The sequence below is a fragment of the Halomicrobium mukohataei DSM 12286 genome, from assembly GCF_000023965.1.
Taxonomy (GTDB): Archaea; Halobacteriota; Halobacteria; order Halobacteriales; family Haloarculaceae; genus Halomicrobium; species Halomicrobium mukohataei.
Genome location: NC_013201.1, coordinates 187,533 through 210,629, shown reverse-complemented (window position 1 = coordinate 210,629; position 23,097 = coordinate 187,533). Strand labels below are relative to the sequence as shown.

General features: G+C 65.9%; 24 protein-coding genes. 5 read left to right on the top strand and 19 right to left on the bottom strand.

The window, feature by feature from the left end; genetic code table 11:
* Positions 1 to 140: 140 nt before the first annotated feature.
* Positions 141 to 908, top strand: a complete 768-nt coding sequence (locus HMUK_RS16420; protein WP_015764190.1) for an IclR family transcriptional regulator — start codon at positions 141 to 143, stop codon at positions 906 to 908.
* 846 nt (positions 909 to 1,754) lie between these two features.
* Here the strand turns inward: HMUK_RS16420 and HMUK_RS16415 are convergent.
* The 4 genes from HMUK_RS16415 to HMUK_RS16400 all read right to left on the bottom strand — a co-directional run bounded on the left by HMUK_RS16415 (position 1,755) and on the right by HMUK_RS16400 (position 4,538).
* Entirely contained in the window at positions 1,755 to 2,312 is a 558-nt protein-coding gene (locus tag HMUK_RS16415) for a hypothetical protein (protein WP_015764189.1), read from the bottom strand.
* Positions 2,313 to 2,462: 150 nt separating this feature from the next.
* Positions 2,463 to 2,915, bottom strand: a complete 453-nt coding sequence (locus HMUK_RS16410; RefSeq protein ID WP_015764188.1) for a universal stress protein — start codon at positions 2,913 to 2,915, stop codon at positions 2,463 to 2,465.
* Between the two features lie 59 nt (positions 2,916 to 2,974).
* Positions 2,975 to 3,583: a metal-dependent hydrolase gene (locus HMUK_RS16405; protein ID WP_015764187.1), complete on the bottom strand. Its 609-nt coding sequence runs from the start codon at positions 3,581 to 3,583 to the stop codon at positions 2,975 to 2,977.
* Between the two features lie 49 nt (positions 3,584 to 3,632).
* On the bottom strand, positions 3,633 to 4,538 hold the full coding sequence (locus tag HMUK_RS16400; RefSeq protein WP_015764186.1) for a universal stress protein: 906 nt from the start codon (positions 4,536 to 4,538) through the stop codon (positions 3,633 to 3,635).
* 214 nt (positions 4,539 to 4,752) lie between these two features.
* Here HMUK_RS16400 and HMUK_RS16395 point away from each other — a divergent pair, with 214 nt between their 5' ends.
* Positions 4,753 to 5,187: a pyridoxamine 5'-phosphate oxidase family protein gene (locus HMUK_RS16395; protein ID WP_015764185.1), complete on the top strand. Its 435-nt coding sequence runs from the start codon at positions 4,753 to 4,755 to the stop codon at positions 5,185 to 5,187.
* A gap of 114 nt (positions 5,188 to 5,301) precedes the next feature.
* Here HMUK_RS16395 and HMUK_RS16390 read toward each other — a convergent pair whose 3' ends face one another.
* From HMUK_RS16390 to HMUK_RS16320, 15 genes are all read right to left on the bottom strand, one after another.
* Positions 5,302 to 6,168 carry a universal stress protein gene (locus HMUK_RS16390; protein WP_015764184.1) on the bottom strand — a complete coding sequence of 289 codons (867 nt, stop codon included), beginning with the start codon at positions 6,166 to 6,168 and terminating at the stop codon, positions 5,302 to 5,304.
* 107 nt (positions 6,169 to 6,275) lie between these two features.
* On the bottom strand, positions 6,276 to 7,730 hold the full coding sequence (locus HMUK_RS16385) for a DUF6498-containing protein (protein WP_015764183.1): 1,455 nt from the start codon (positions 7,728 to 7,730) through the stop codon (positions 6,276 to 6,278).
* 478 nt (positions 7,731 to 8,208) lie between these two features.
* Positions 8,209 to 9,234: an ABC transporter ATP-binding protein gene (locus tag HMUK_RS16380; protein ID WP_015764182.1), complete on the bottom strand. Its 1,026-nt coding sequence runs from the start codon at positions 9,232 to 9,234 to the stop codon at positions 8,209 to 8,211.
* A 33-nt stretch (positions 9,235 to 9,267) separates the two neighbouring features.
* Positions 9,268 to 10,086, bottom strand: coding sequence for an ABC transporter permease (locus HMUK_RS16375; RefSeq protein ID WP_015764181.1), 819 nt, complete (start codon positions 10,084 to 10,086; stop codon positions 9,268 to 9,270).
* On the bottom strand, positions 10,083 to 10,985 hold the full coding sequence (locus HMUK_RS16370; protein WP_015764180.1) for an ABC transporter permease: 903 nt from the start codon (positions 10,983 to 10,985) through the stop codon (positions 10,083 to 10,085). Before HMUK_RS16370 ends, HMUK_RS16375 begins: the two co-directional genes overlap by 4 nt.
* Positions 10,986 to 10,998: 13 nt before the next feature.
* Entirely contained in the window at positions 10,999 to 12,144 is a 1,146-nt protein-coding gene (locus HMUK_RS16365) for an extracellular solute-binding protein (RefSeq protein ID WP_015764179.1), read from the bottom strand.
* A gap of 165 nt (positions 12,145 to 12,309) precedes the next feature.
* Positions 12,310 to 13,641 (bottom strand): glutamate-5-semialdehyde dehydrogenase, encoded by a 1,332-nt coding sequence (locus tag HMUK_RS16360; protein WP_015764178.1) that lies wholly within the window; start codon positions 13,639 to 13,641, stop codon positions 12,310 to 12,312.
* The gene (gene proB, locus HMUK_RS16355) at positions 13,634 to 14,482 is read right to left on the bottom strand and encodes a glutamate 5-kinase (RefSeq protein ID WP_015764177.1); all 849 of its coding nucleotides are present in this window, start codon (positions 14,480 to 14,482) and stop codon (positions 13,634 to 13,636) included. Before proB ends, HMUK_RS16360 begins: the two co-directional genes overlap by 8 nt.
* Positions 14,475 to 15,251: a pyrroline-5-carboxylate reductase gene (gene proC, locus HMUK_RS16350; RefSeq protein ID WP_015764176.1), complete on the bottom strand. Its 777-nt coding sequence runs from the start codon at positions 15,249 to 15,251 to the stop codon at positions 14,475 to 14,477. Before proC ends, proB begins: the two co-directional genes overlap by 8 nt.
* Before the next feature lie 91 nt (positions 15,252 to 15,342).
* On the bottom strand, positions 15,343 to 15,702 hold the full coding sequence (gene trxA / locus HMUK_RS16345) for a thioredoxin (protein ID WP_015764175.1): 360 nt from the start codon (positions 15,700 to 15,702) through the stop codon (positions 15,343 to 15,345).
* A 288-nt stretch (positions 15,703 to 15,990) separates the two neighbouring features.
* Positions 15,991 to 16,395, bottom strand: a complete 405-nt coding sequence (locus tag HMUK_RS16340) for a helix-turn-helix domain-containing protein (protein WP_018258919.1) — start codon at positions 16,393 to 16,395, stop codon at positions 15,991 to 15,993.
* A gap of 249 nt (positions 16,396 to 16,644) precedes the next feature.
* On the bottom strand, positions 16,645 to 17,820 hold the full coding sequence (locus HMUK_RS16335; RefSeq protein ID WP_015764173.1) for an inorganic phosphate transporter: 1,176 nt from the start codon (positions 17,818 to 17,820) through the stop codon (positions 16,645 to 16,647).
* Positions 17,821 to 17,828: 8 nt separating this feature from the next.
* Entirely contained in the window at positions 17,829 to 18,287 is a 459-nt protein-coding gene (locus tag HMUK_RS16330; protein WP_049940923.1) for a YeeE/YedE family protein, read from the bottom strand.
* A gap of 460 nt (positions 18,288 to 18,747) precedes the next feature.
* A complete protein-coding gene (locus HMUK_RS16325) occupies positions 18,748 to 19,305 on the bottom strand; it encodes a YeeE/YedE family protein (RefSeq protein WP_049940918.1) in 558 nt (185 codons plus the stop codon).
* A gap of 8 nt (positions 19,306 to 19,313) precedes the next feature.
* Positions 19,314 to 20,600 carry an MBL fold metallo-hydrolase gene (locus HMUK_RS16320; RefSeq protein WP_015764170.1) on the bottom strand — a complete coding sequence of 429 codons (1,287 nt, stop codon included), beginning with the start codon at positions 20,598 to 20,600 and terminating at the stop codon, positions 19,314 to 19,316.
* 247 nt (positions 20,601 to 20,847) lie between these two features.
* Here HMUK_RS16320 and HMUK_RS16315 point away from each other — a divergent pair, with 247 nt between their 5' ends.
* From HMUK_RS16315 to HMUK_RS16305, 3 genes are all read left to right on the top strand, one after another.
* Positions 20,848 to 21,093, top strand: a complete 246-nt coding sequence (locus HMUK_RS16315; protein ID WP_015764169.1) for a sulfurtransferase TusA family protein — start codon at positions 20,848 to 20,850, stop codon at positions 21,091 to 21,093.
* 2 nt (positions 21,094 to 21,095) lie between these two features.
* Complete coding sequence (locus HMUK_RS16310; RefSeq protein ID WP_015764168.1) at positions 21,096 to 21,668, top strand: DsrE/DsrF/DrsH-like family protein; 573 nt, start codon at positions 21,096 to 21,098, stop codon at positions 21,666 to 21,668.
* Between the two features lie 67 nt (positions 21,669 to 21,735).
* Positions 21,736 to 22,926 (top strand): ABC transporter substrate-binding protein, encoded by a 1,191-nt coding sequence (locus tag HMUK_RS16305; RefSeq protein WP_015764167.1) that lies wholly within the window; start codon positions 21,736 to 21,738, stop codon positions 22,924 to 22,926.
* Positions 22,927 to 23,097 lie beyond the last annotated feature (171 nt).

Here is a 23,097-nt window from a genome sequence, read left to right as displayed (position 1 = left end):
TGGAAGCCTCGACCGCCGGTGTCCAGCCCCTAGCAGCCGATTTTTCGTGGGACACGGACCACCGCCCGTTCGGACATCGGCGACCGCCGTTCAGTATTGGTGGAGTAGCTTTATTATCACACACGGGAAAGACGACACCGATGCCCCAACGGAACAACTCCGGCGAGATACAGTCAGTGCAAACGGCCTTCCAGATCCTCGAAGAGTTGCGCCGCCGCAACGAGGCGAGTCTGATGGAGCTGACCGACGCCTTCTCGCTGTCGAAGAGCAGCATCCACAACTACCTGAGCACGCTCGAAGGGGACGGCTACGTCGTCAAGGACGGCAGCACGTACCGGCTCAGTCTCAAACACCTCGCGCTCGGGGGCAAGGCCCGACACAGAGAGCAGATATACGACATCGCCCGTGACGAAGTGACCGACCTGGCCGAGGAGACCGGCGAGATGGCGAACCTCCTCGTCGAGGAGAACGGCAAGGGGATCTACATCCACCGGGATCACGGAGCCGACGCCGTCAAGACCGACTCCTACGTCGGCCAGCGGGTCAACCTCCACAGCACGGCGCTGGGTAACGCGATCCTCGCACACCTCCCCGAGGAACGCGTCGACGAGATCATCGAGCAACACGGCCTCCCGGGGATGACCGAGAACACGATCACCGAACGCGACGAACTGTTCGAGCGCCTGAAACGCGTTCGAACCGAGGGCGTCGCCTTCGACGACGAAGCCCGCGTCAAGGGCCTGCGGTGTGTCGCCGTCCCGATCGTGAACAACGACGACGTCGTCGAGGGCGCGATCAGCGTCTCCGGACCGACGAGCCGACTCCAGGGAGATCGCTTCCGTTCGGAACTCCCTGCGAAGCTCAAGAGCGTCGCCAACGTCATCGAACTCAACATCACGTACACGTAGTCCGACACCGGGTAGTCCAGGGCCTTGCCGCACCAACTGGAACGCTGCTGTCCGACGGTACGGTCGACCGTCCACGCGCGTCGACGCACGGCGAAGCCGAAGTCGTCCCACGGAGAACATCCACTTATGCCATACGATCGTCCAATATCGCTCGAAACTGCCTGTATGCGGGAGAGCGGTCACGCTACCGCCGCTACGTCTCGACGAACTCCGCGTACGGTCTGTGTTGGTAAATACTGTACAGTAAAACACGACCAATATTATCTAAAAGAGAACAAAAGTCTGTATGGTAACACGATATTCGTCATATACAAATCCCATCCAGTTAGCTACCGTCGTCGAGTCGACCATTGTAGGACGCTCTCGACGGGATCACACTCTGACCAGTGTCCTCGCTCGCCCGTGCTAGCAGCTAGTTGCCACCAAGCTTTACAGAACTAAGCGTGTAAAGCAGGCCGTCGGCCGGTGACGAGCAGCGGGGGACGCCGCTCCGCTATCCCGTCGGGTCCGATGTTCGTTCTTTTCCCACTGCGATCCAGCATCGTTGGACTAGCGTACTGTCGTCCGGTATCGATCACTGTTCGTCGAGCGATGCTCGACGGTCGCTCGTTCGCTTCCCCAGTGCAGGATGTCGTTCGTCTTTGCACGAGTTCTGTCTTGTATGGCTCGATGACTGCCACTGATGCTGTAAGAGGTCCCGATACTGTCATTCGATGTGATAGATTCTCCAATACGCGCCGTCCGGTGTCGCTTTCGGGAAACCCGCCGACTAAACGTCACTCGACAGTCACGTCTGGCCACTCTCTCTCGCCGGATCGCCACTTCCGCTCACCCTCTGCTGGCTCGTCAGGTATCTGCCGTCGCCAGATCTCCGAGGACGCGATCACCGAGCGCGAGGACGAGCACTGCGCCGACGAGGTCGAACAGCAGATCGAGCAGCGTATCGCGCTTGCCGTAGTTCACGAGGACCGGCTCGACGCCGATTTGATCGGCTCCGACGTGGATGGCGTACTCGACGAGCTCCCACAGCAGGCCGCCACAGGCGACGGCGGCGACGACTCTCGGACCGGGATCGCGGCCCGTCCGCCGACAGATCGCGAAGACGGCCCCGCCGAGAATCGTCGCCGAGTGGATGTGGGTGACGTGGTCCCACCACTGGATGTCGTCGTAGGGCCCCAGCATTCCCACGGCGTGGGTGATCATCGCGGTATCGACGTACAGGTGGTGCCACGGTTGCAGTTTCACGCCACACGTTCGCTCGACGAACTCGGTCAGGTAGGTGCCGATCACGCCGACGGCGGCGTTTACCACCGTCCCAGGGTCGCGACGACGGAGCCCCAGGACGAAGACCGCTACTAACCCGTATCTGATGGTCCGCTCGATCTCTCGTTCGTCCGGTGGCATCGTGATCGTACTGCTCGGTCGACACACATAGCGGTGTCGCGTGCCACCGCCGCGCGGTCGTCGACGTGCTCATACTGCCGGCCGTACGTCTGTACAGACTGTTGCGACCCCGTGGTCGCGACCCTCTTGACACAGTTACAGCCGGCAGTATCAGGACGATTCGACCGGCGTCTTCACGACCGTTACGGGCCGTTCCGACAGTCGAGCAACCCGCTCTGCGACGCTGCCGAGCAGCCGACGGTACTCTCCGGCCCGGTTTTTCGACCCGACGACAGTCAGGTCGATGTCGGCTTCGTCGCCGTACGCGAGGATCTCCTCGTGTGGGACACCGTGGCGGATCTCGCTCACCGTGTCGATCCCCGCGTCGGCCGCCCTGGCGGTGATCGCTTCGACCGCGTCGCGGCCGGCTTCTTCGAGCGCGTGTTCCAGTCCTTCGAACTCGTGGACGTACTCGTCGCCGGGGTAGGAGCTGTAGGCGTCGGCGTCGACGACGTACAGCACGTGGAGGGCGGCGTCGTATCGCTCGGCGGCGTCGATCGCGTGCTCGATCGCCCGGTCGACACCGGGGCTCATGTCCGTCGGGAGGAGGATTCGGTCGTACATCACCGCGATGTTCGCCCAGCAGTCAGATAAATCGGTGGCATCGCTCCCGACCGCAGAGACTACTGACTCTCGCGGTAGCGCTCGGGGACGTAGGACAGGACGGGTGTCGGGAGCAGGCCGACGAGGTGCTCGGCCAGCGTCGCCAGCGACTTGCGCACCAGGACGTACACGGCCGAGACAGCCAGCAACGCGACGGCGACCGCGGTGACGGCACTGCCGGCGACGGCGGCGAGTGACACGGTCGCGATGCCGGCGACGGCGAGATCCTCGGGAGCACCGTCGTAGCGGACCCACCGCCGGGGACGGATCCAGCGGCCGTGATAGTGGCTGTAGACGGCCCGATCAGAGTCGGCGAGCCACGGTCGGAGTTCGAGGCCACCGCCCGCAGCGTCGGTGACGGCGTGGAGCGCCATCGCGGTGAGGCCCACGGCGATCCCGACCGTCACCGTCGAGGGCGTGGCGATCGCGAGTGTGACCGCCGGGACAGCGGCCAGCGGCGCATACACCGGATAGTGCAGCGTCTTCCGGTGGCCGGCGTAGAGATCGAGGTCGGGGAGCAGACCACCCGCGAGTCCCGCTCCGAAGGCTACCGGCGCGAGTGTCGGCTCGCTCGCCAGGACCGGCAACGCGACCGCCATCCCCCAGAGCGCGTGGGTCGTCGCCATCATCGTGACCGCTCGTAGCCGTCGGAACGCTAAATAGTTCTCGGCGGTGGACTCACAGCTCCGTCATCGGGACACAGCAGACCGGCACGTCGGCGTTGCGAACGACTGTCTCGGTCACGCTGCCGATGAGGTACCGGTCGATACCGGAACGGCCGTGGGTCCCCATCACGATCAGATCGATGTCGTGGTCGCCGCTCTCGGCGAGGATCACGCGCGCGGCCGGTCCGCTCCCAATGTTGCCCGCGACACTGATGTCGGCCGCCCGAGCACGCCGTCGGACCGCATCGAGCGCGTCTCGGCCGACCCGTTCCAGCGCTCCGTGGATCTCGCTCGCTCTCTCGGACCCGGACAACAGGCTCGTATCGACCGAGTAGATGGTGTATACCATCGCACCGTACAGCGTCGCCAGCGTCATCCCCCAGTCGATCGCGACCGACGCGCCATCGCTGTTGTCCGTCGGCAGCAAGATGTTCTCGTAGCTTCCCTCGCCGGGCTCGATCTCGTCGGCGGTCGACGGGACTGCAACGACCGGGACACTCGCAGTCCGAAGGACCTTCTCGGCGACGCTGCCCAGCAGGAGTCGCTGGAGGCCGGTCCGTCCGTGGGTCCCCATCGCGACCACGTCGATGTCGTGTGCCTCGACGTACTCGTTGATCGCCTGGAACGGCACGCCTCGCTCGACTGTTCCGGTGACTCGACCTGAGAGGTGTGTCCGTGCGAGCCCGGCGACGCTATCGACTGCCCGCTTGGCCTCGTCCTCGAACAGCTGTTCTCTGTCTGAACGGTCCTTGCCACCGAACCGCGACAGCGGCGGCTCGATCTCGCGGGTGTCGACCACCGACAGCACGTGTACGTCCGCGTCGGCCGTCGCCGCCAGGTCGATCCCGCGCTGTGCGCCGACTGTGGCTCCCTCGCTCCCGTCGGTCGGCACGAGTATCGAATCGATCGCTGGGCTCATACCGACTATTCGCTCCGCTGGGGCTTATACTGTTGGCTGTCACTTCGTGACGATACTCACCACCCAGGGGTGGGGAAAGCGTTCGCAGATGTACAGCCGGCGGTAGTAACTCTGGTCCGATCCCGCTGTGGCGACCCATTGCTCGGCGCTCCTCGCGTGCGACAGCGACCCCACCGACAGTGCACTTATTGTGTTCCCCGCCGTCCTGTCAATCATGGCGAAAGACACTCCGGTCAGTATGTCGGCCGCGGAGCGCGACGAGATCCTCGACAGCGGCGGGACGGGCGTCCTCTCGCTCGCTTCCGGGGACGAGCCACCGTACTCGATCCCGGTGTCGTACGGGTACGACGCGGCGGCCAGTACGTTCTACTTCCGACTGGCCGTGGGCGTCGACACCACGAAAGGCGATCTCGACGACCGGCCGGCGTCGTTCGTCACGTATCGGGAGGAGTCCGGGGACTGGCAGAGCGTGGTCGCCCGCGGCAGACTCGAAGACGTCGAGCGCGAGGGTATCGAGACCGAGACGCTGGAAGGACTCGAACACGTCGACATCCCGCTGGTGGACATCTTCGAGCGACCACTCCGAGAAGTGTCGTTCGAGTTCTACCGGCTCGTTCCCGACGAACTGACCGGGCGGACAGAAGTCTAACGGCGATACGGCTTCAGAAGACGAGTACCAAGTAAGAATACGTCTAATTGGTCACAGACATCTATTTATGTGTCTGATCTGTCTAAAATGAGTGTAAAAGCGGCGAAACTGTCGCTAACTCCCGCTGTTCTCTGGCCGTCTCACGGTCATCACGGGAGCCGACGACGTTCGGACGAGCTTTTCGGTGACACTGCCCAGCAGGAACCGCTCGACGCCGCTTCGGCCGTGGGTGCCCATGACGACCAGATCGATGTCGTTCTCCTCGACGTAGGTCCTGATCTGTCGGTACGGATCGCCGAACTCGACGGCGGTTTCGATCGGTCCGAGCGACGCGTTCGCGGCTCGCTCGGCCACGTCGTCGACGGCCGACTGGGCCCGTTCTTCGAGTGCCTCCACGATGACGTGTGACCGAACATCGACGCCCATCGACAGCGGCTCTATCGCCGAGAGCGCGTGGACGCTGGCGTCGTACGCACCGGCGATGTCGAGGGCCGGACCGATCGCCGCGTTCGCGGCGTCGCTGCCGTCGGTCGGGATCAGCACGTCTTCGAAGGGCGTCGGGCGCTCGTCGGCGTCCGCTTCCCGGACCGTGAGCACGGGCGTCTCGGCCAGCCGGAGCACCTTCTCGGTGACGCTGCCCAGCACGTATCGCTGGACGCCGGTCCGCCCGTGCGTGCCCATGACCACGAGGTCGACCGACGCCTCGTCGGCGTACTCTACGATCACCTCGTGTGGCAGTCCCCGCTCGACTGCTTCTACGACGCCGATCTCTGCCGAGAGATCCTCGCTGGCGTCGCGAACGATCGTCTCGTGTGCCGCGTGCTGACTCTCGTCGCCGACGGTGTGGTCCTCGATCCGTGAATCGGCCACGGACAGGAGATGAATCGTCGCTCCGTATCGCTTCGCTACCTCTTCGGCGGCGCTGAGCGCGACCGCTGCACAGGTACTGCCGTCCGTCGGAACGAGGATGTCGTCGAACACAGTGTTCCCGATTCGCCCGTCTGGAGTATGAACGTACCGCCGCTCCGTGGGCCGTCCGCTCGGTCGACGCCACGACGTGGCGAGCCGGTCGAGTCACACCGCTGTCGCTACACGTCGCTCCCGGCCGCTGTGCTCGACTCTGGATACGCTCGTTTCCAGAGTCCCCGCAGCGTGAGGGTGGCGAACGGCAGCACGAACACCCCGTACAGCAGCGCCGTCGACGAGGACAGTGCCGGCACGAGCACGACGGCCACTGGAGCGAGGACGATCACGCCGACACAGCCCGCGACGACGGCGGCTACCCGCCGATCGATGGGCGCGAGTGCCGTCGTCCTGACGGGCAGGTCGAACGCCGTCACGAGGGCCTCGGCGTCGGCGACGGGTCCGAGCGAGCGCCGCGGATCGTCGCCCCAGCCCGCCGCCAGCGAGACCGTGCGCGTCCCCAGCAGCCGGTCTGGGAGCCGATCGGACGCGACCTCGGCGTCGCGCAGCGACCCGATCGAGGCCCACCACTGGGGCTCGTCGAGCAGGCTGTCGTACGCCACGATTCGGTCGTCGTACCGACGGTATTCGAGCGGCCCGTACCTGAGGTAGAACGTCCCGACACGCAACGCCAGGAGCGCGACGAACAGACAGACCAGGACGAGACCGGAGCCGAGCGCGACTTCTCGGGACGGCTCCTCCCCGCCGAGGATCACGAGCGAGAAGAGCCAGACGATGACGAAGGACGTCGCGTAGACGGGGGCTCGCTCACTCAGCGCCCGGAGTGCGCCGGTGTACAGCACCGCGCGGTCGTCCGTCCGAACGCGCGCGTCGGGCTCACCCTTGGGCACGCCGTCGACCTCTCGCTCACGGCCCGACTCGTCGGGTCCGGAGAGCCACCCGGTAAGTCGCCCGCCGTCGCCGTGGCTCGCTCGATAGCCCGACCACTCCACGAGGATCTTGACGACGACGAACACGCCAAGCGTCGCACCCGTGCCGGCCACGGCCGTCACCGGGACGACGAACAGGACGAACGCCAGGAAAAACGCCTGCCGGGCCGGCGTCTCGATCACCGCGTACGGCGTGGTCGTCTCGTGGTGTCCGTTCCGCAAGTCCCGCCAGGTCTCGACGGTCTGGCCGACGACCAGTGTGCCGACACTCAACAGGACCTCGGGGCGGCTGACGACCGCGGTGATCGGGATCGTCTCGTTGACCACGACGCCGATGGCGATCCCGAACCACGCGGCGACACCGCCGACGGCGAGGGCGAAGGGCACGTTCCGCGGGTAGACCGGCGGCAGCCACGGGACCACCGTGACGCTCCCGCGCTTTCGGGTCAGCTCGTCCGAAACGCTGATCACGGTCGACCCCTCGTGGTCGGTCCGCGGCGGTTGCTGTGCGAACAACGCCTTCACGCCCGCCAGCGGGAACGCGAACAGCACTTCCAGCGTGTAGACGATCACCAGCGTTTCTGGCTCCCAGCCCAGTCGGACGACACCGACCAGCGGGACCAGATTCGCGAGGGCGACCGGAACGAACCCCGCCGCTGTCGGCAGGTGCTCACTGCTCGTGGAGGGCATCGCCGGGGAGTTACGGACAGTGGCTCATAAGCGTACTGACCGGGGTGGGAGTCGGCGACGCTCCCGGAGATCGACGAAGACGAGTGCGAGCGTGTCCTCGACGTGAACCAGACCATCGTCTGGCTGTGCTCCGACGAGGCGTCGTTCGTTACCGGCCACGCCCTCCCGGCCGACGGTCCGATAAAATATAGCTTAGCTACTAAGCTAAGCTGATTTGTAACGCTCCGCTGACTTCCGGCCTCACGACAGCACAACGTATACCTCGGGCCGGCGTAGCTCGGCCCGTGACACGAGACGAGGAAGGCTCCGAGACCGAAGACGGAACAATCGAGTGTCTGGACCGTCTCGTGAACTTCCTCGCGACCGACCTGCCCTGACGCGCCTGTCCGCGCGCAGTCATACGGACGGTTGTAGCAATGTACCGGTGAACGTCGCCACGGGAGAGACGCTCACCGGTACGCAACGACGACTTTCCGTATCAGGCGGTGTCGACGACGGCGACGCCGTCGGGGTCGATCGCGACCGAAACCGTGGTCCCGACGGTCGTCTCCTCGGCGGTGCCGTTCAGGCGCAAGCGCAACTGCTGTCCGTCGGGCAACTCGCCGACGGCGCTGGTCGTCTCACCGAGGTACTGGTACTCCCGGATCGTCACCGGGATCGAACCGCTGCCGACCGCGATGTCGTCGGGTCGGACCACGACCGTCGCGTTCCCGCTCGTGTCGTCCGTGACCGCGTGCAGCCGCGTAAACCCCAGATCGACCGTGCCGTCGTCGAGCTGTGCGTCGAGTAGGTTCGCCGAGCCGACGAATCCGGCGACGAACTCGTTTGCGGGCGACTCGTAGATCTCGCGAGGCGTTCCGACCTGTTCCAGGCGGCCGTCGTTCAGCACCGCGATCCGGTCACACATCGCCATCGCCTCCTCCTGGTCGTGGGTCACGTACAGCGCGGTGACGCCCAGTTCGTCGAGCAGGCTCCCGATCTCGCGCCGGAGCCGATCCTTGAGCTTGGCGTCCAGCCCCGTCATGGGCTCGTCCAGCAGGAGGATGTTCGGCTCGATCGCGAGCGCACGCGCCAGCCCGACCCGCTGCTGTTGTCCGCCGGAGAGGGTTTCGGGCGCTCTGTCGGCGAGTTCGGCGATGTCGAGCAGCTCCAGCAGCTCCATGGCGCGGTCCCGTCGCTCGGTCTTCTCGACGCCTTGCATCTTCGGGCCGAACGCCACGTTCGCGAGGACGCTCATGTTGTCGAACAGCGCGTACGACTGGAACACGAGCCCGACGTTTCGCCGCTCTGGTGGGACGTGGGTCACGTCCTCGTCGGCGAACCGGACCCGACCGGCCGTCGGCGTCTCGAAGCCGGCGATCGTCCGCAGCGTCGTCGTCTTGCCACAGCCCGAGGGGCCGACGACGCCGAGGATCTCGCCGTCGGCGACGGTCAGGTCGAGCCCCTCGACCGCGACCTCGTCGCCGTAGGTCTTGCCCACGCCGTCGAGTTCAACGGCGACCATGCGTCTGCCTCCCGTGAGTGTGTGTTCGAGCGTTCATGTCGTAGTGAATCCGTGTCGGCCGACGGTCTGTAGCACGAGGATGGCGGCGACGACGAGACAGAAGTACATCGAGATGGCCGCCGCCGACTGCAGGAACGGAGCGCGACTGATGTTCTCGTAGAGAAACAGCGAGAAGGGCCGTGGGCCGCGGGTGTACACCATGTAGGTGAAGTTGAACTCCGCAGCGGCCAGCGTCCACGTGATGATCGAGCCCGCGAGGATCCCGCCCCTGGCGTTGGGGACGATGACGGTGACGAACGTTCGGGGCCACGACGCTCCGAGCGAGCGGGCGCTCTCTTCGAGTTGGCGGAGATCCATCGACTGGAACGCGCTCTGGACGGTCAACACCATGTACGGCGACTTCAGCAGCGCGTAGCCGACGACGAGTCCGAAGGCCGTCCCGGCGTTGTCGGGATAGGTTCGCAGGAACGCGATTCCGAGGATGATCCCCGGCACGAGCGGCAGGACCGCGAGCGTGTTCAGCCACTCTCGGCCCCGGAACTCGTAGCGGGTCAGCGCGTAGGCGATCGGCACGCCGACGACGAGGTTGACGACCATCCCGCCGGTCGCCAGGAGGACGCTGAACCACAGGCCGGAGCCGATCCCTCTGCGCGCGCCCACGTCGGTCAGGCCGAGCGCCGTCCGCCAGTGTTCGGCGGTGACGAAGCCGGTGGGAACGACACCGGTGGCCGACTGTGCGAACGAGGAGACGAACGTCACCGCGATCGGGACCACGAGTACCGCGAGGACGAGTCCCGTCACCAGCGTGACCGCGGCCTTCCCGAGCGACTGGGGCGTCCGGAGCGTCGTCATCGCCGGATCACGTCCGCTTCGGTGTAGCGCAGGCCGACGAACGTGACCGCGAGGATGAACGCGAAGTACACCAGCCCGATGCTGGCGGCGATCTGGCTCTCGTAGCCGACCGAGATCACCTGACTGAGCTGGAGCGTCGCGACGTTCAACCCCTGCAAGACCAGGACCGTGCCGAAGATCGCCAGTGCCGTCCGGAACGTGAGCAACAACGCGGCGACGATCCCGGGACGGATCTCGGGCAGCGTGACGTAGTAGAACGTCCGAAGCGGATCGGCACCGAGCGCTCTGGCCGCCTGCTCGGCGTCGGTGTTGACCTCGGCGTAAGTCCCGCGCAGGACCATCGTCGCCCGCGGGAGCAGCGAGTAGACGTACCCCACGAACAGCCCCGTCACGGTCGTCGCGGTCGCCAGGTCGATCGGCCCCTGACCGCTGAAGAACGCGACCGCGTTCGTCACAAGTCCCTGTCGGCCCAGCAGGGCGACGACCATGAACGCGACGACGATTCCGGGGAGCGCGATGGGGAACGAGACCACCGAGACGAGCACGCGTTCGAAGGGTAGCGAGTACTTCGCGAACGCGTGTGACACCGCGACGCCCAGCGCGACGCTGACGGCGCTCGTCGCCGCGGCGAACCAGAGCGTGTTCACGGCGACCCGTCGATACAGCGGGTCCGTCGCCAGCGTCCGCCAGGCCGACACCGAGAACCCGACGTTCGCGAACCGGTCCGCGGAGACGCTCATCCGGATCATCGTCGCCAGCGGGACGAACGCGGCCACCGCGGCCAGGACGAGGAAGGGCGCACACAGGACGAGGATGCGCCGCCGTCGCCGGTCGCGCTCGGTCTCGGGTGTGAGGGTGTCTCTGGCGGCAGACAGTTCGAACCAGGTGGTGGTGCTCATAGCTGCCCCCGAGTTACCCCTGGATGCCGGGAATGTCCGACTCCGAGGTCACCTGATCGATGATGGACTCCTGTCGCTCGACGAGATCCAGTTGGTCGACGGTGAACTCCGCCGCCTCGTAGGTCGTCTGGTCGGGGAACTCGTCTGGCATCTCCAGCTCGCCGGCCCGGATCGGGCGGACGAACGCGTCGAAGAACAGCCGCTGGCCCTCCAGTGAGAGAACGAAGTCCATGAACAACTTCGCCGTCTCCGGATTCGGTGCGCCGTCGAGCATGCCGTAGCCGTACGGGATGTTCATCGCTCCGGCGTCGCCCTCGGGGCCGGGCAGGATCGCGACGCCGACGTTCTCCGCGGGCACCTCCTCGTGGTTGTACTTCATCTCCAGGGCGGTGTAGTCGTACTGAGCGACCGCCGAGACCTCGCCGCTGGTGAAGTCGCCGGTGATGTTGCGACGCACGTCTGCCCCCTTCTGGGCGATGTCGTCGTAGTACTCGACGACCGGTCCCAGATCGTCCATCGTCCCGCCGTAGGCGTTGTTGATCGACAGCGCCGTCGCCAGCCCGTTGGCCGAGTGGGGCGGGGTCACACAGAAGTCCTTGGCGGCGTCGGGGTGTTTGAAGTCCTCCCAGCTCTCGGGCTCGCCCAGCCCGCGCTCCTCGTAGATGTCCTTGCGGTAGGTGACCGCCGTCGTCATCTGCCGGGTCGCGGTGAGGTGGCCGTTGTCCGTCTTCAGATCCGGCGGAACGGCGTCCCAGTTGGCCGGCTTGTAGTCCGTGGTGAACCCCTCCTCCATGGCGGTGATACCGAACGAGTAGCCGCCGTTGTACGCCGAGTGGGTGGGGTTCTCGGCGTTCGATCGGATGTGTGTGAGCGCCTCGCCGGAGGTACGCTGGTCGTCGTTCAGCTCGACGCCGTACCGCTCGTCGAAGGCGTCCATGACGGCACCCCAGTTCGACCACCCCGTCTGGACGGCGTAGATGTAGAGTCTGTCCGAGGGGAAGTCGCTCTCGCTGACGGTCGTCTGGTAGTCCCCGTGGCCGACCTCGTAGGTCTCGCCGCCACCGCCGCCGATGGCTTCGGTGCCGCTACACCCTGCGACCGTGGCGGCCGTCGCCGAGCCCGCCACGGTCAGGAACCCGCGTCGTGTGTGATCTGTCACACGCGGTGGTCCGGCAATCCCGATAAAGGTGCTTTATATTATATCTCTATACCGCGATCATCGGGTGGGGACGGTACGTCGTGGTACCGACCGGGCGTGAGGGCTATATAGACGCCGGACCGCTGGGCCGACCGAGGGGGCCCCGCTGTCAGAGCGACTGTCCCGCTACTCGTCGGCGAGACGGCCGGGCGTCCACTCGCCGTCGAACGCTTCGTGGGTGAAGGCTCTGGCGTCGTCGCCCGCGTAGGTGGCCACGAGCTGGCCGTCGCCTTCGAGGTAGTACTTGTAGGTCGTCAGCCCGGCCAGGCCGACCGGGCCGCGAGCGTGAATCTTCCCCGTCGAGATGCCGACCTCCGCGCCGAGGCCGTAGCGGTAGCCGTCGGCAAAGCGCGTCGAGGCGTTGTGGAAGACGCTCGCGGCGTCGATGCCGGTCATGAACAGCTCGGCGGTGTCGGCGTTCTCCGTGACGATCGACTCGGTGTGTTTCGAGCCGTGAGCGTTGACGTGCTCGACGGCCTCGTACACGTCCGAGACGACCTTGATCGACAGTTCGAGGTCGCCGTACTCGCTGTCCCAGTCGTCGTCGGTCGCCTCGCCCACGTCGACGATCTCGCGGGTCGCCTCGTCACCGCGGAGTTCGACGCCGGCCGCCTCGTAGCGCTCGACGATGGCCGGCAGGAACGTCTCTGCGACGCTGTCGTCGACCAGCAGCGTCTCGACGGCGTTACAGACCGCCGGGTACTGGACCTTGGCGTCGAAGGCGATCTCCTCGGCCTGTTCGAGGTCGGCGGCCTCGTCGACGTAGACGTGACAGACCCCTTCCGTGTGCCCCAGCACGGGGATCTGGGTGTTGTTCTGGATGTAGGAGACGAACTCCGAGGAGCCACGGGGCATCAGCAGGTCCACCTTGTCGTCCATCTCCAGCAGCGCGTCGACCTCCTCGTGGGCTTCGATGAGCTGGACCCAGCCGTCGGGCAGCTCGGCGGTCGCCTCGCGGATGAGTTCGTAGAGGACGCGGTTGGACTCGCTGGCCTCGCTGCCGCCCTTGAGGATGACGGCGTTGCCGGACTTGAGCGCGAGGGCGGCGATCTGGACCAGCGCGTCCGGCCGCGACTCGAAGATCGTGCCGACGACGCCGATCGGCACGGCGACCTTGTACAGTTCGAGGTCCTCGTCCAGCTCCCGGGCCGCAAGCGTCTCACCGAGGGGATCTTCCCGTTCGGCGACGCTCTCGACCATCTCGGCGATGCTGTCGAGTTTCGCGTCGTCGAGCTTCAGTCGGTCGACGAGCGCCTGGGTGTACTCGCCGCGTTCGAGCATGGCTTCCGCGGCCTCCACGTCGGTCGCGTTGGCCTCGCGGACCTCGGCCTCGTGGTCGCGAATGGCGTCGGCGATCGACTCAAGCGCCGCGTCGCGTGTCTCCTCGTCGACGTTCGCCAGCCGCAGTGCGGCGTGCTGTGCATCGGTCACCTGGGATTCGGTGTCGTACTCAGTCATCTGTGGCTCCGTTTATCGGGACGAATAGCGTGCCCACCGATTTGGCAGTAGCGATCCGTTCCAGTACGTCGCGGTCCGCCGAGCCGGCGATGATCGCCGGTGTGCCGTGTTCGCTCACGTCGCGCGCGCCCTCGACTTTCGTCTGGATGCCGCCGAACTCGGCGGTCGTGCTGTCGTCGACGAGCGACTGGACGGCGTCGTAGTTCGCGCCGACTGCCTCGATCAGCGCCGCGTCGTCGTCGTCTTTCGGGTTGCCCGTGTAGACGCCGCCAACGTCGGTCAGGGTCACCAGCAGGTCGGCGTTGACGCCGATGGCGACCGACGCCGAGAGCATGTCGTTGTCGCCGATCTGGATCTCCTCGGTCGCGATCGCGTCGTTCTCGTTGATGATCGGCACGATCCCCCAGTCGAACAGCGTCTCGATGGTGTTGCGGACGTTCGTAAAGCGCTCGGGGTTGGCCAGATCGTGCTCGGTCAGCAGGATCTGTGCGACCGTCTGGTCGTAGCGGTCGAAGCTCTGGGTGTAGTGGCGCATCAGGTGGCTCTGTCCGACCGTCGAGAGGGCCTGGCTCTCCTCGACGGTCTCGGTCTCCTCGTCGATCAGCCCCTTGCCCGCACCGACCGCGCCAGACGAGACCAGCAGCACGTCCTTCCCCCGCTTCCGGAGGTCCATGATGTCGCTGACAAGCTTGTCGAGTTTCACGCGATCGAGCTGGGAGTCCTCGTCGGTCAGCGAGTTCGTCCCCGCCTTGACGATCACGCGCTGGGCGTCGGCGGCCTGCTCGCGCGCCTGCTCGACGGTCGCCTCGCCGACGCTCTCGATCGCCGACTGCTCACTCATCGTCGAACTCCTCGGCGAGTTCTCGGGACCGCTGCTCGGCGGCTTCGACGGCCTCGATAACCGCCGCGTCGGCGTCGCTGTCCCACAGGACCTCCATGCCCTCGATGGTGGTCCCGTTGGGCGAGCAGACGGCGTCGATGAGCTCGGAGACGCTTCGGTCGTCCCGGAGGACCGTCTCGGCCGCGCCCTTGAACGTCTGGGCCGCCAGCGTCTCGGCCTGCTCGGGGTCGAGACCGCCGTCGATGCCGGCCTCCTTCATCGCGTCGATGAGGTAGAAGGCGAAGGCCGGGCCGCTGCCGTTGACCGCCGTCGACACGTCCATCAGCTCCTCGTCGATCTCGACGAACTCGCCGACCGCGTCCAGCAGTTCCCGCACGTTGTCGTCGATCCCGTCGCGGGTGGCCGCGGCGGCCATGTCGCCGGTCTCGGCCGCCAGATTCGGCATGATCCGGACGACGGTCGCGTCGGTCTCCCCGGCGACGAACGACCGCGGGACGCCCGCCGCGATGGTGAGAAGCGACTGGTCTGGTCGGAGATCGAGATCAGCGAGGACTGCCGAGACCGCCTTCGGTTTGACTGCCAACACGACGATCTCTGCCTCCCGGGCCGCGTCGATGTCGTCGGTCGTCTCGTCGGCGTCGTCGGCGACTGACGCCAGCGCTTCGGGATCGAGGTCGATCGCTGTCACTTCGTAGGCTCCGGTCTGGGCGAGCCCCTTCACGAAGGCCCCACCCATGTTGCCACAGCCGATAACGCTCACGTGTGTCATCCTATCTCCACAGGGGAGACTGAGGTACATACCAACTACGGCTTCATCCGAGCAGCGCGACGCTGCCCGCTCGACCACACGCTACCTGGCCTCACGCCGTGTACTGTTCGACGAGCGACCGCAGCTCGTCTTCGCCCTGGACGCCGACGATCTCCTCGACCTGCTCGCCGTCGGCAAAGAGGACGAGCGTGGGCACGCCACGGACGCCGTAGGCCGTCGCGAGCTGCTGGTTCTCGTCGACGTCGACTTTCGCCACGGCGGCGTCCGTCTCGGCCGCCAGCGTCTCGACGACCGGTTCGAGCATCTGGCAGGGGCCACACCAGTCGGCGTAGAAGTCCGCCAGAACGACCTCGTAGTCGGCGACCGCGCCGTCCAGCTCGGACTGGCCGTCGACGTGGACTGGCTCCGTGGGCGTACCTGCTCCGGCTTCGGCTTCGATATCTGTTGTCATCAGTTCACCGTAGGCGACTCTCGTAGTTAAGGGTTTTGGACGTACTAAACAATACTGTCCCCAGCACGAGCCGGCCGACGACGGGCTGTCGCACTACCTACAGCAGCTGCGACCTCGGATCGCGAAGACGGTGAAAATCCACAGCGGGCAGTCCCAGCGGGAGGGGTGTCGCGTGGGGACCTCGTACGGATTATTGTCGCCGCTTGCCCGGCCGACCACACGACGGCGTGGGGCTGCTCCGGGAACGATCGACAGTAATCCGTAGCAGTGGTCCGTCGAACTGGGGGCTCAGCCCTCGACCGACGGCGCTGTCGCGTCGCGGTCTTCGTACTTCGTCTCGAACTCCTGAATGAGCTGGCCCATCTTCGCGTACCAGTCGTTGAGGAGCCGCTGCATGTCGTCCGCGATGTTCGCGGGGTCGGTCGGTCTGTAGACGTGGTAGTACCCTCCCTGGTCGTAGTTGACCTGTTCTTTCTGGATGAATCCGGCCTGGAGGAGCCGCTGTACGGCCCTATATGCGGTCGAGCGCTCACGGTCGACGGCGTCTGCGATCTCGTCGACGGTGAGCGCGTCCTCGGTGTCGACGAGCGCCTGAAAGACCTCTCGATCGAGCTGTTTGAGTCCGTGGAAACACTCCAGAAGCCCCTCACACTCCATGTCCCGCTGAAGCTGTTCGGACATCGAATCTGGCATCGGTATCGGGTGAACGTACGGTCCTCCTCGTTAAAAGACTTGTGTGCGAATTTCACAATGCCGCACGAACACTCACCAGACTGGCGACGACACGGTGCCGGCGGTGAACGCAGACTCTCTGCCGGCTACCGGTCTTGTTTCTTCTGGAAAATACTGTCTCGTGCAGACGCCCGGGACGCCGTTCGCTTTCCGACGCAGATCGATCGGCTGCCGTCTCGACGTGTGACCGCGCGGTGTCTCCGCTGGTGCCTACAGTAGCAGGGACGCGGCGACGTACGCGAGCACGAACGACAGGCCGAACGACCCTGCCCACGCTCCCACGGTCACGAGTATCTTCCGTGCGTCCACCGCGTCGCGTCCGCCGACTGCGGCACCGCTCCCGATGATGGCACTGACGACGATCTCGTTGAACGACACCGGAACGCCCAGCAGCACGGCCAGTTGTGCGATCAGGAACGACGGCACGAGTGCCGAAATGGAGCGCCGCGGTCCCAGCGAGGAGTAGTCCCGTGCCAGCGACTTGATCATCCGGGGCGCGCCCGTCCACGACCCGGCGAGCATTCCCAGCCCGCCGCCGACGAGCACGGTCATCGTCGACACCATCCCGATCTCGTCGAGCAGGGGCAGCAACGGCCCGACGGCGAGGCCGACCTGACTCCCGCCCGCGGAGAAGGCGACGAGCGAGCCGAGCGCGAGCAGGACGCGCCGCAGGCCGCCGCGTTCGTCACGGCGAACGTCCCATCGGACGACGGCGGCGACGGCCAGCGCGACGACGCCGGTCACGACGAGCCCCGACGCGAGACCGTCCACTGCCAATACGCGTTGCCCGAGCCCGCGGACGGTCCCCGACGCGGTCCCCTCGCCGAGGAAGCTGAAGTCGACGTTCACGAGGACGGCCCCGACGAGGCCGGCAAGGAGGGGGATGCTGAACCGTTCGGGGACGTCGGGACGGGGCAGGAGGCTGGCGATGACGAACGCGATGCCGCCGCCGACGACGGGCGTCAACACCCAGACGGCGGCGATCTGCTGGTACTTCGGCCAGACCGGCGTCCCGCCCAGTGCGAGGCCGACGCCGACGACGGCACCCGTCACGGTGAACGCGGTCGCGATCGGATAGCCCGTCGCGATCCCGACCGCCATCAGCCCCGCTCCCAGCACGAGCACGAGGATGACCCCGCCGACGGGCAGACTGATGCCGCCCACGAGACCGCTCCCGACCGCCTTCGAGACGCTCCCGCCCTGTGTGACCGCCCCTGCGAATCCGAAGATGCCGACCAGAAAGGCGGCCCGCATCGTCCCGATGGCGTTCGCGCCGACGGCTGGTGCGAAGGGAGTCGCGCCGCTCGATCCAGCGCCGATGACCCACGCCATGAACAGGCTGGCGACTGCTGCACCGACGAAGAGAGCGATGAGTGCGGGGTCCATAGAACTGGCTAGTCCGCGCCGGTGGCGGTGTCACGCGCTCGATTCTGACTCCGCCAGTACCCCTGAGCGTACGCGCCCAGGAACATCCCGGCCAGCGCCCAGAGGATCGTGACGTTGCCGACGCCGAGGCTCGCGTACGCGGCACCCGGACAGATGCCCGAGAGTCCCCAGCCGACGCCGAAGATGGCTCCGCCGACGAGGACGTTCCGGTCGAACGGCTTCAGCCGACGCTCGTAGCGGTCGCCCGTCAGGGGTGCCACGTTCCGAATCCGGGGCATCACTGCGAACGCGATCCCGGAGACGACGGCCGCGCCGAACATGACGAACAGCAGTCCGAAGTCCTCGAACTGGAGGAAGTTCAGCACCACTTCCGGACGCGCCATCTGACTGAACCCGAGTCCGAACCCGAAGATCAGGCCGCCGACGAAGATCAGCGGCTCGAACAGCGGATGTCGGTCGTCGCTCACGTGTCGCTCCCTCCGTTCGCTCCCGTTCGCGTCTGTCGAGGCCTCTCGCTGGTCGGCCTCGCTGCCCACGTGTCGCTCCCTCCGTTCGCTCCCGTTCGCGTCTGTCGAGGCCTCTCGCTGGTCGGCCTCGCTGCCCACGTGTCGCTCCCTCCGTTCGCTCCCGTTCGCGTCCGTCGAGGCCTCTCGCTGGTCGGCCTCGCTGCCCACGTGTCGCTCCCTCCGTTCGCTCCCGTTCGCGTCCGTCGAGGCCTCTCGCTGGTCGGCCTCGCTGCCCACGTGTCGCTCCCTCCGTTCGCTCCCGTTCGCGTCCGTCGAGGCCTCTCGCTGGTCGGCCTCGCTGCCCACGTGTCGCTCCCTCCGTTCGCTCCCGTTCGCGTCCGTCGAGGCCTCTCGCTGGTCGGCCTCGCTGCCCACGTGTCGCTCCCTCCGGTCGCGCCTCGCTGCGCTCGCGTCTCGCACATCACGGGCTCACCCCCAGCGCGGCGACGACCTGTGCCGTCCCGATCGCCACCGTCAGGAAGGTGGCGACGCCGACGAGCGAGGTCTTCGACGCCGACCCGACGCCACAGACGCCGTGGCCCGAGGTACATCCCTTGCCGACGCGGGTGCCGATGCCGACGAGGACGCCGCCGACGAACAGCCGCCACGGCTGGACGTTCGTCGTCCAGAGCGTCACGCCGCCGACTTCGTACAGCTGCCCGGTCGTCCCCGTCTGGTAGAGCGCCGTCGACACCAGACCGGACTGGACGGTCGCGGCGAACGCCAGTCCGCCTAGGACGATCCCGAGCGTGAACACCACGCGCCAGTCCCGCGAGCCCACGTACTGCTGGAACCGCGACTGGTCGGAGACGTACGACAGCGTCGACTCCAAGAACGTACTCGCCCCGGCCGGAATGCCGGTCCCGACGTAGATCACGACCGCGCCGAGGCCGACGAGCAGTCCACCGACGGCGTAGCGGCCGATCCCGTTTGGAAACAGCTCGGCGGTCACCTGAAGCGCGAGTGGATCAGTCATCATCGCCCTCCTCAGTCATCCGCCAGCGAGCCCTGGCTCGCGGCGCAGTTGTTCGGGCCGAGTTCGAGCGTGAACGCCTTCTCGTCGTCGACGGCGTTCTGGCCGAGGTTCGTCGCGATGATCTCCTCGTAGTTGGCCGGCCGCGGCGGCATGTCCGAGAGGATCAGGTCGACGAACGCCTCTTCGTCCATCGTGAGCGCGTCCATCTCCGCGACGAGCTCGCCGATTGGGGCGGTGTAGGTGCCGTCGTCGGCGGGTTCGGCGGCGTCGCTGAAGTGGGCTCCGCCGATCAGCGTGTCGTCGGGCAGCGTCAGCACGCGCTCCTGTAGCGACTCGTAGAGCGTGCGCGCGGCGTCGGGCGCGCCGTCGTCGCCCTCTTCGAGGTCGGGGCGGGCGACGCTCTCGATGAACAGTCCGTCGCCGGTCGCGAGCAGGCTGTCGTCGATCAGATACGAGGTCATCCCGGTCGTGTGGCCGGGCGTGTGGACGGCCTCGATGGTGGCGTCGCCGACCTGGAAGGTGTCGCCGTCCGCGGCCGTGGTGAGGGCGTCTGCGTCCTGCCGAGCCTGCGAGGCAGGGCTCGCGGAACTTCCGTCCGCGGCGTACGTGACGCCGCGGTCGACGGCCGCCTCGGGAATGACGCCCTCGACACCCTCGTCGTCGAGGGCGCGCACGCCCGAGATGTGGTCGGCGTGGACGTGGGTGTCCAGCGCGTACTGCAGGTCGACGCCGAAGTCCTCGTCCTGCCGAGCCTGCGAGGCAGGGCTCGCGGAACGGAGTTCTGCGGCGTCCGCGAGATAGCGGTCGGTGAACGCCCGCAGCGGGTCGATGACCGCCGCCTCCCCGTCGTCGTAGAGCAGATAGCCCAGACAGCCCGTGGAGGGTCGCTGGTACTGGAGTAGCGTTCCCGCCCCGTCGTAGCGCTGGACCTCGACGGCCTCGTAGATGCTCGCCCAGCCGTTCATCCCGTCTTCGAGGTGGTCCACGTCGTAGCCCTGCTCGACGAGCGTGCCCGCGACGTACTCGCTGGCACCGCCCTTCGCACAGAGGACTGTCACTTCGCGGTCGTCGGGGATCCGGTCGAGCACGCTCTCGTCGATCTCGTCGTCGAGGAACTCGAAGTAGGGGACGTTGATCGACGTGACGTTCTCGCCGTCGACGTGCCACTTCTCGTACTCCGTGCTCATCCGCGCGTCGAGCAGCGTCACGCTCTCTCCGTCGTCGATTCGATCCTTCAGCGTCTCCGGCGCGACGCTCGCAACGTCGGCGTCGGGAGTCGGGAAGTCTTCGGCGTTCATGTCGTACACCCCCAGCTACTGGGTCGATGCAGAAAAGGGTTTGCAAAGAATTTCACTAACTACACAATACAGTGGTCTGGGTAAGAGAGGAGGAGATCTCTAAAATCCTCTAAAGGCACTTTGAGGACATTATCGTCTATATTCGACTGTGTGGAATGTTGCAGTACACACAATAACCAACATTCTTTTAACCCCGAAGACGATATTGTGCGATAGCTCCAATACGACTCAACGGAGCAGATACACTATGAGTGCTGAATTCGACATCGCGGAGACGCTCGACGTGAAAGGTGCATCGTGTCCCATGCCAGTGGTGAAAACGAAGTCCGCCATCGACGACCTCTCCGAGGACGCCGTCCTCGAAGTGCTCGCGACCGACGCCGGCAGCATGAGCGACATCGACGGCTGGGCCTCCGGAACCGAGGGCGTCGAGCTGCTCGACCAGGAGGAAGGCGACGACGTGTACAGACACTACGTCCGCAAGACGGAGTGACGATGAGCACGGACACGCCAGACGCGCCCGGCGACGAGACGCCCTCTCGTGCGGAGCTCGCCGCGCGCGTCGACGAACTGGAAGACGAGCTCGCCGAGGCCACCAGCGAGGACGACGGCAAGAAGATGAGCATCATCGCCACCAAGGGGACGCTGGACATGGCGTACCCGCCGCTCATCCTCGCCAGCACCGCCGCCGCCTTCGGCTACGAGGTGACGGTCTTTCACACGTTCTGGGGGCTGGAGATCCTCCACGAGGAGCGCTCGAAAGACCTCAAGCTCAGCTCCGTGGGCAACCCCAACATGCCCGTCCCGAACGCCGTCGCCGCGCTCCCCGGCATGGACCGCGTCACGACGAAGATGATGGAAAAGAGGATCGCGGACAACGACACCGCCACCATCGAGGAACTCGTCGAGACGAGCCTCGACATGGGCGTGGAGTTCCAGGCCTGCCAGATGACGATCGAACTGATGGGCTACGACGAATCGGAGTTCTACGACGGCGTCACGACCGGCGTCGGCGCTGCGACGGCACTGCAGGACATGGCCGACGCCGACATCCAGCTTCTCGTCTGACCTTCACTATTTTTAGGTACACCTAAGGATAGAAATTCTTTTGTGTTATTAGGCTGGCCTAAAACTCATGGACGACGACGAGACACAGTCCGACGTACCGACGCGGCGCGAATACATGAAATACGGCAGCGCAGTCGTTGCCGGCGGACTCCTCGCCGGTTGCAGTGAGCAGTCCGGTTCCGAAGCGACACCGACACAGTCGAGCACTCCCACGGCATCGACGCCGACGGAAACGTCGACACCGGAGACAGAGCGCTACTCTGTCACGATGGAACCGGTCGGCACGCTCGAATTCGACGGCGTCCCGGAGAGAGTCGCACCGTTCACCGCCGACTACATCGACATGATGGTGGCGCTTGGCCACGGTGATGCCGCCCAGTCGATCTGGTACCAGGGTCGGTACAAGACACGCCACTACGAGGAGCTCGACGGCGTTTCGATCGACCTCGACTCGCTCACGCAGATCTGGAACGACGGGATCTCCAAGGAGACGTTCTACGACATCGACGCCGACCTCCATCTCATGGATCCCTCCGCGGTCACCGACTGGTTTCAGGCCTGGGATCAGCAGGATCTCGAAGAGATCCGAAGCAACGTCGCCCCCTTCATCGGCAACGTCATCTTCCGGCGGACGGACTCGTGGCACGACTACCGGTACTACTCGCTGTACGAGGCCTTCGAGAAGGTCGCCGAGGTGTTTCAGGAGCGCGACCGGTTCGAAGCGATCCGGTCGATGCACGACGAACTGGTCGCGACGGTCCAGTCGCGTCTCCCCGCCCCCGACGAGCGGCCAAACGCCGCGCTCGTCTTTGCCGGCGAAGAGCCCGAAGAGTTCTCGCCGTATCGGCTGTCGGGCAACGGTGCGAACAAGGAGCACTACCACACGCTGGGGTTGTCGGATGCGTTCGCGGGGAGCGGCGTCGACGGGCTCTCCACGACCGACAGGGGGACCATCGACTACGAAACACTGCTGGAGATCGATCCCGACTCGCTGCTGTTGCGCTATCACAAGCGGGGCAAGAGCCGCGAGGAATTCGAGGACACGATCCTCTCGTACATGCAGGACCATCCGGTCGGCAGCCAGCTGACCGCCGTTCAGGAGGGGCGGGTGTTCCGTGGCGGTCCGATCTATGCGGGGCCGCTTCACAACCTCTTCATGATCGAGCGCTACGCGACCGGCTACTTCCCCGAGGCGTTCACCGAGGACGAACTGTTCGATCGACAGCGCCTCGCCGACATCATCAACGGCAACGTCTGATACGGAACGTTGTCGTTGCTTACCGGTGAGCGTCTACCCCGTGGCGACGCCCACCGGTACATTCCGACAACCGTCCGTACGACCGCTATCCGGTTCGGCGCGCACCTCGACCGTGGTCGTCGAGCGCGTGTCCCAGCACGCTGGCTGGTCGGGCTACTCGCGCTGTCTGCC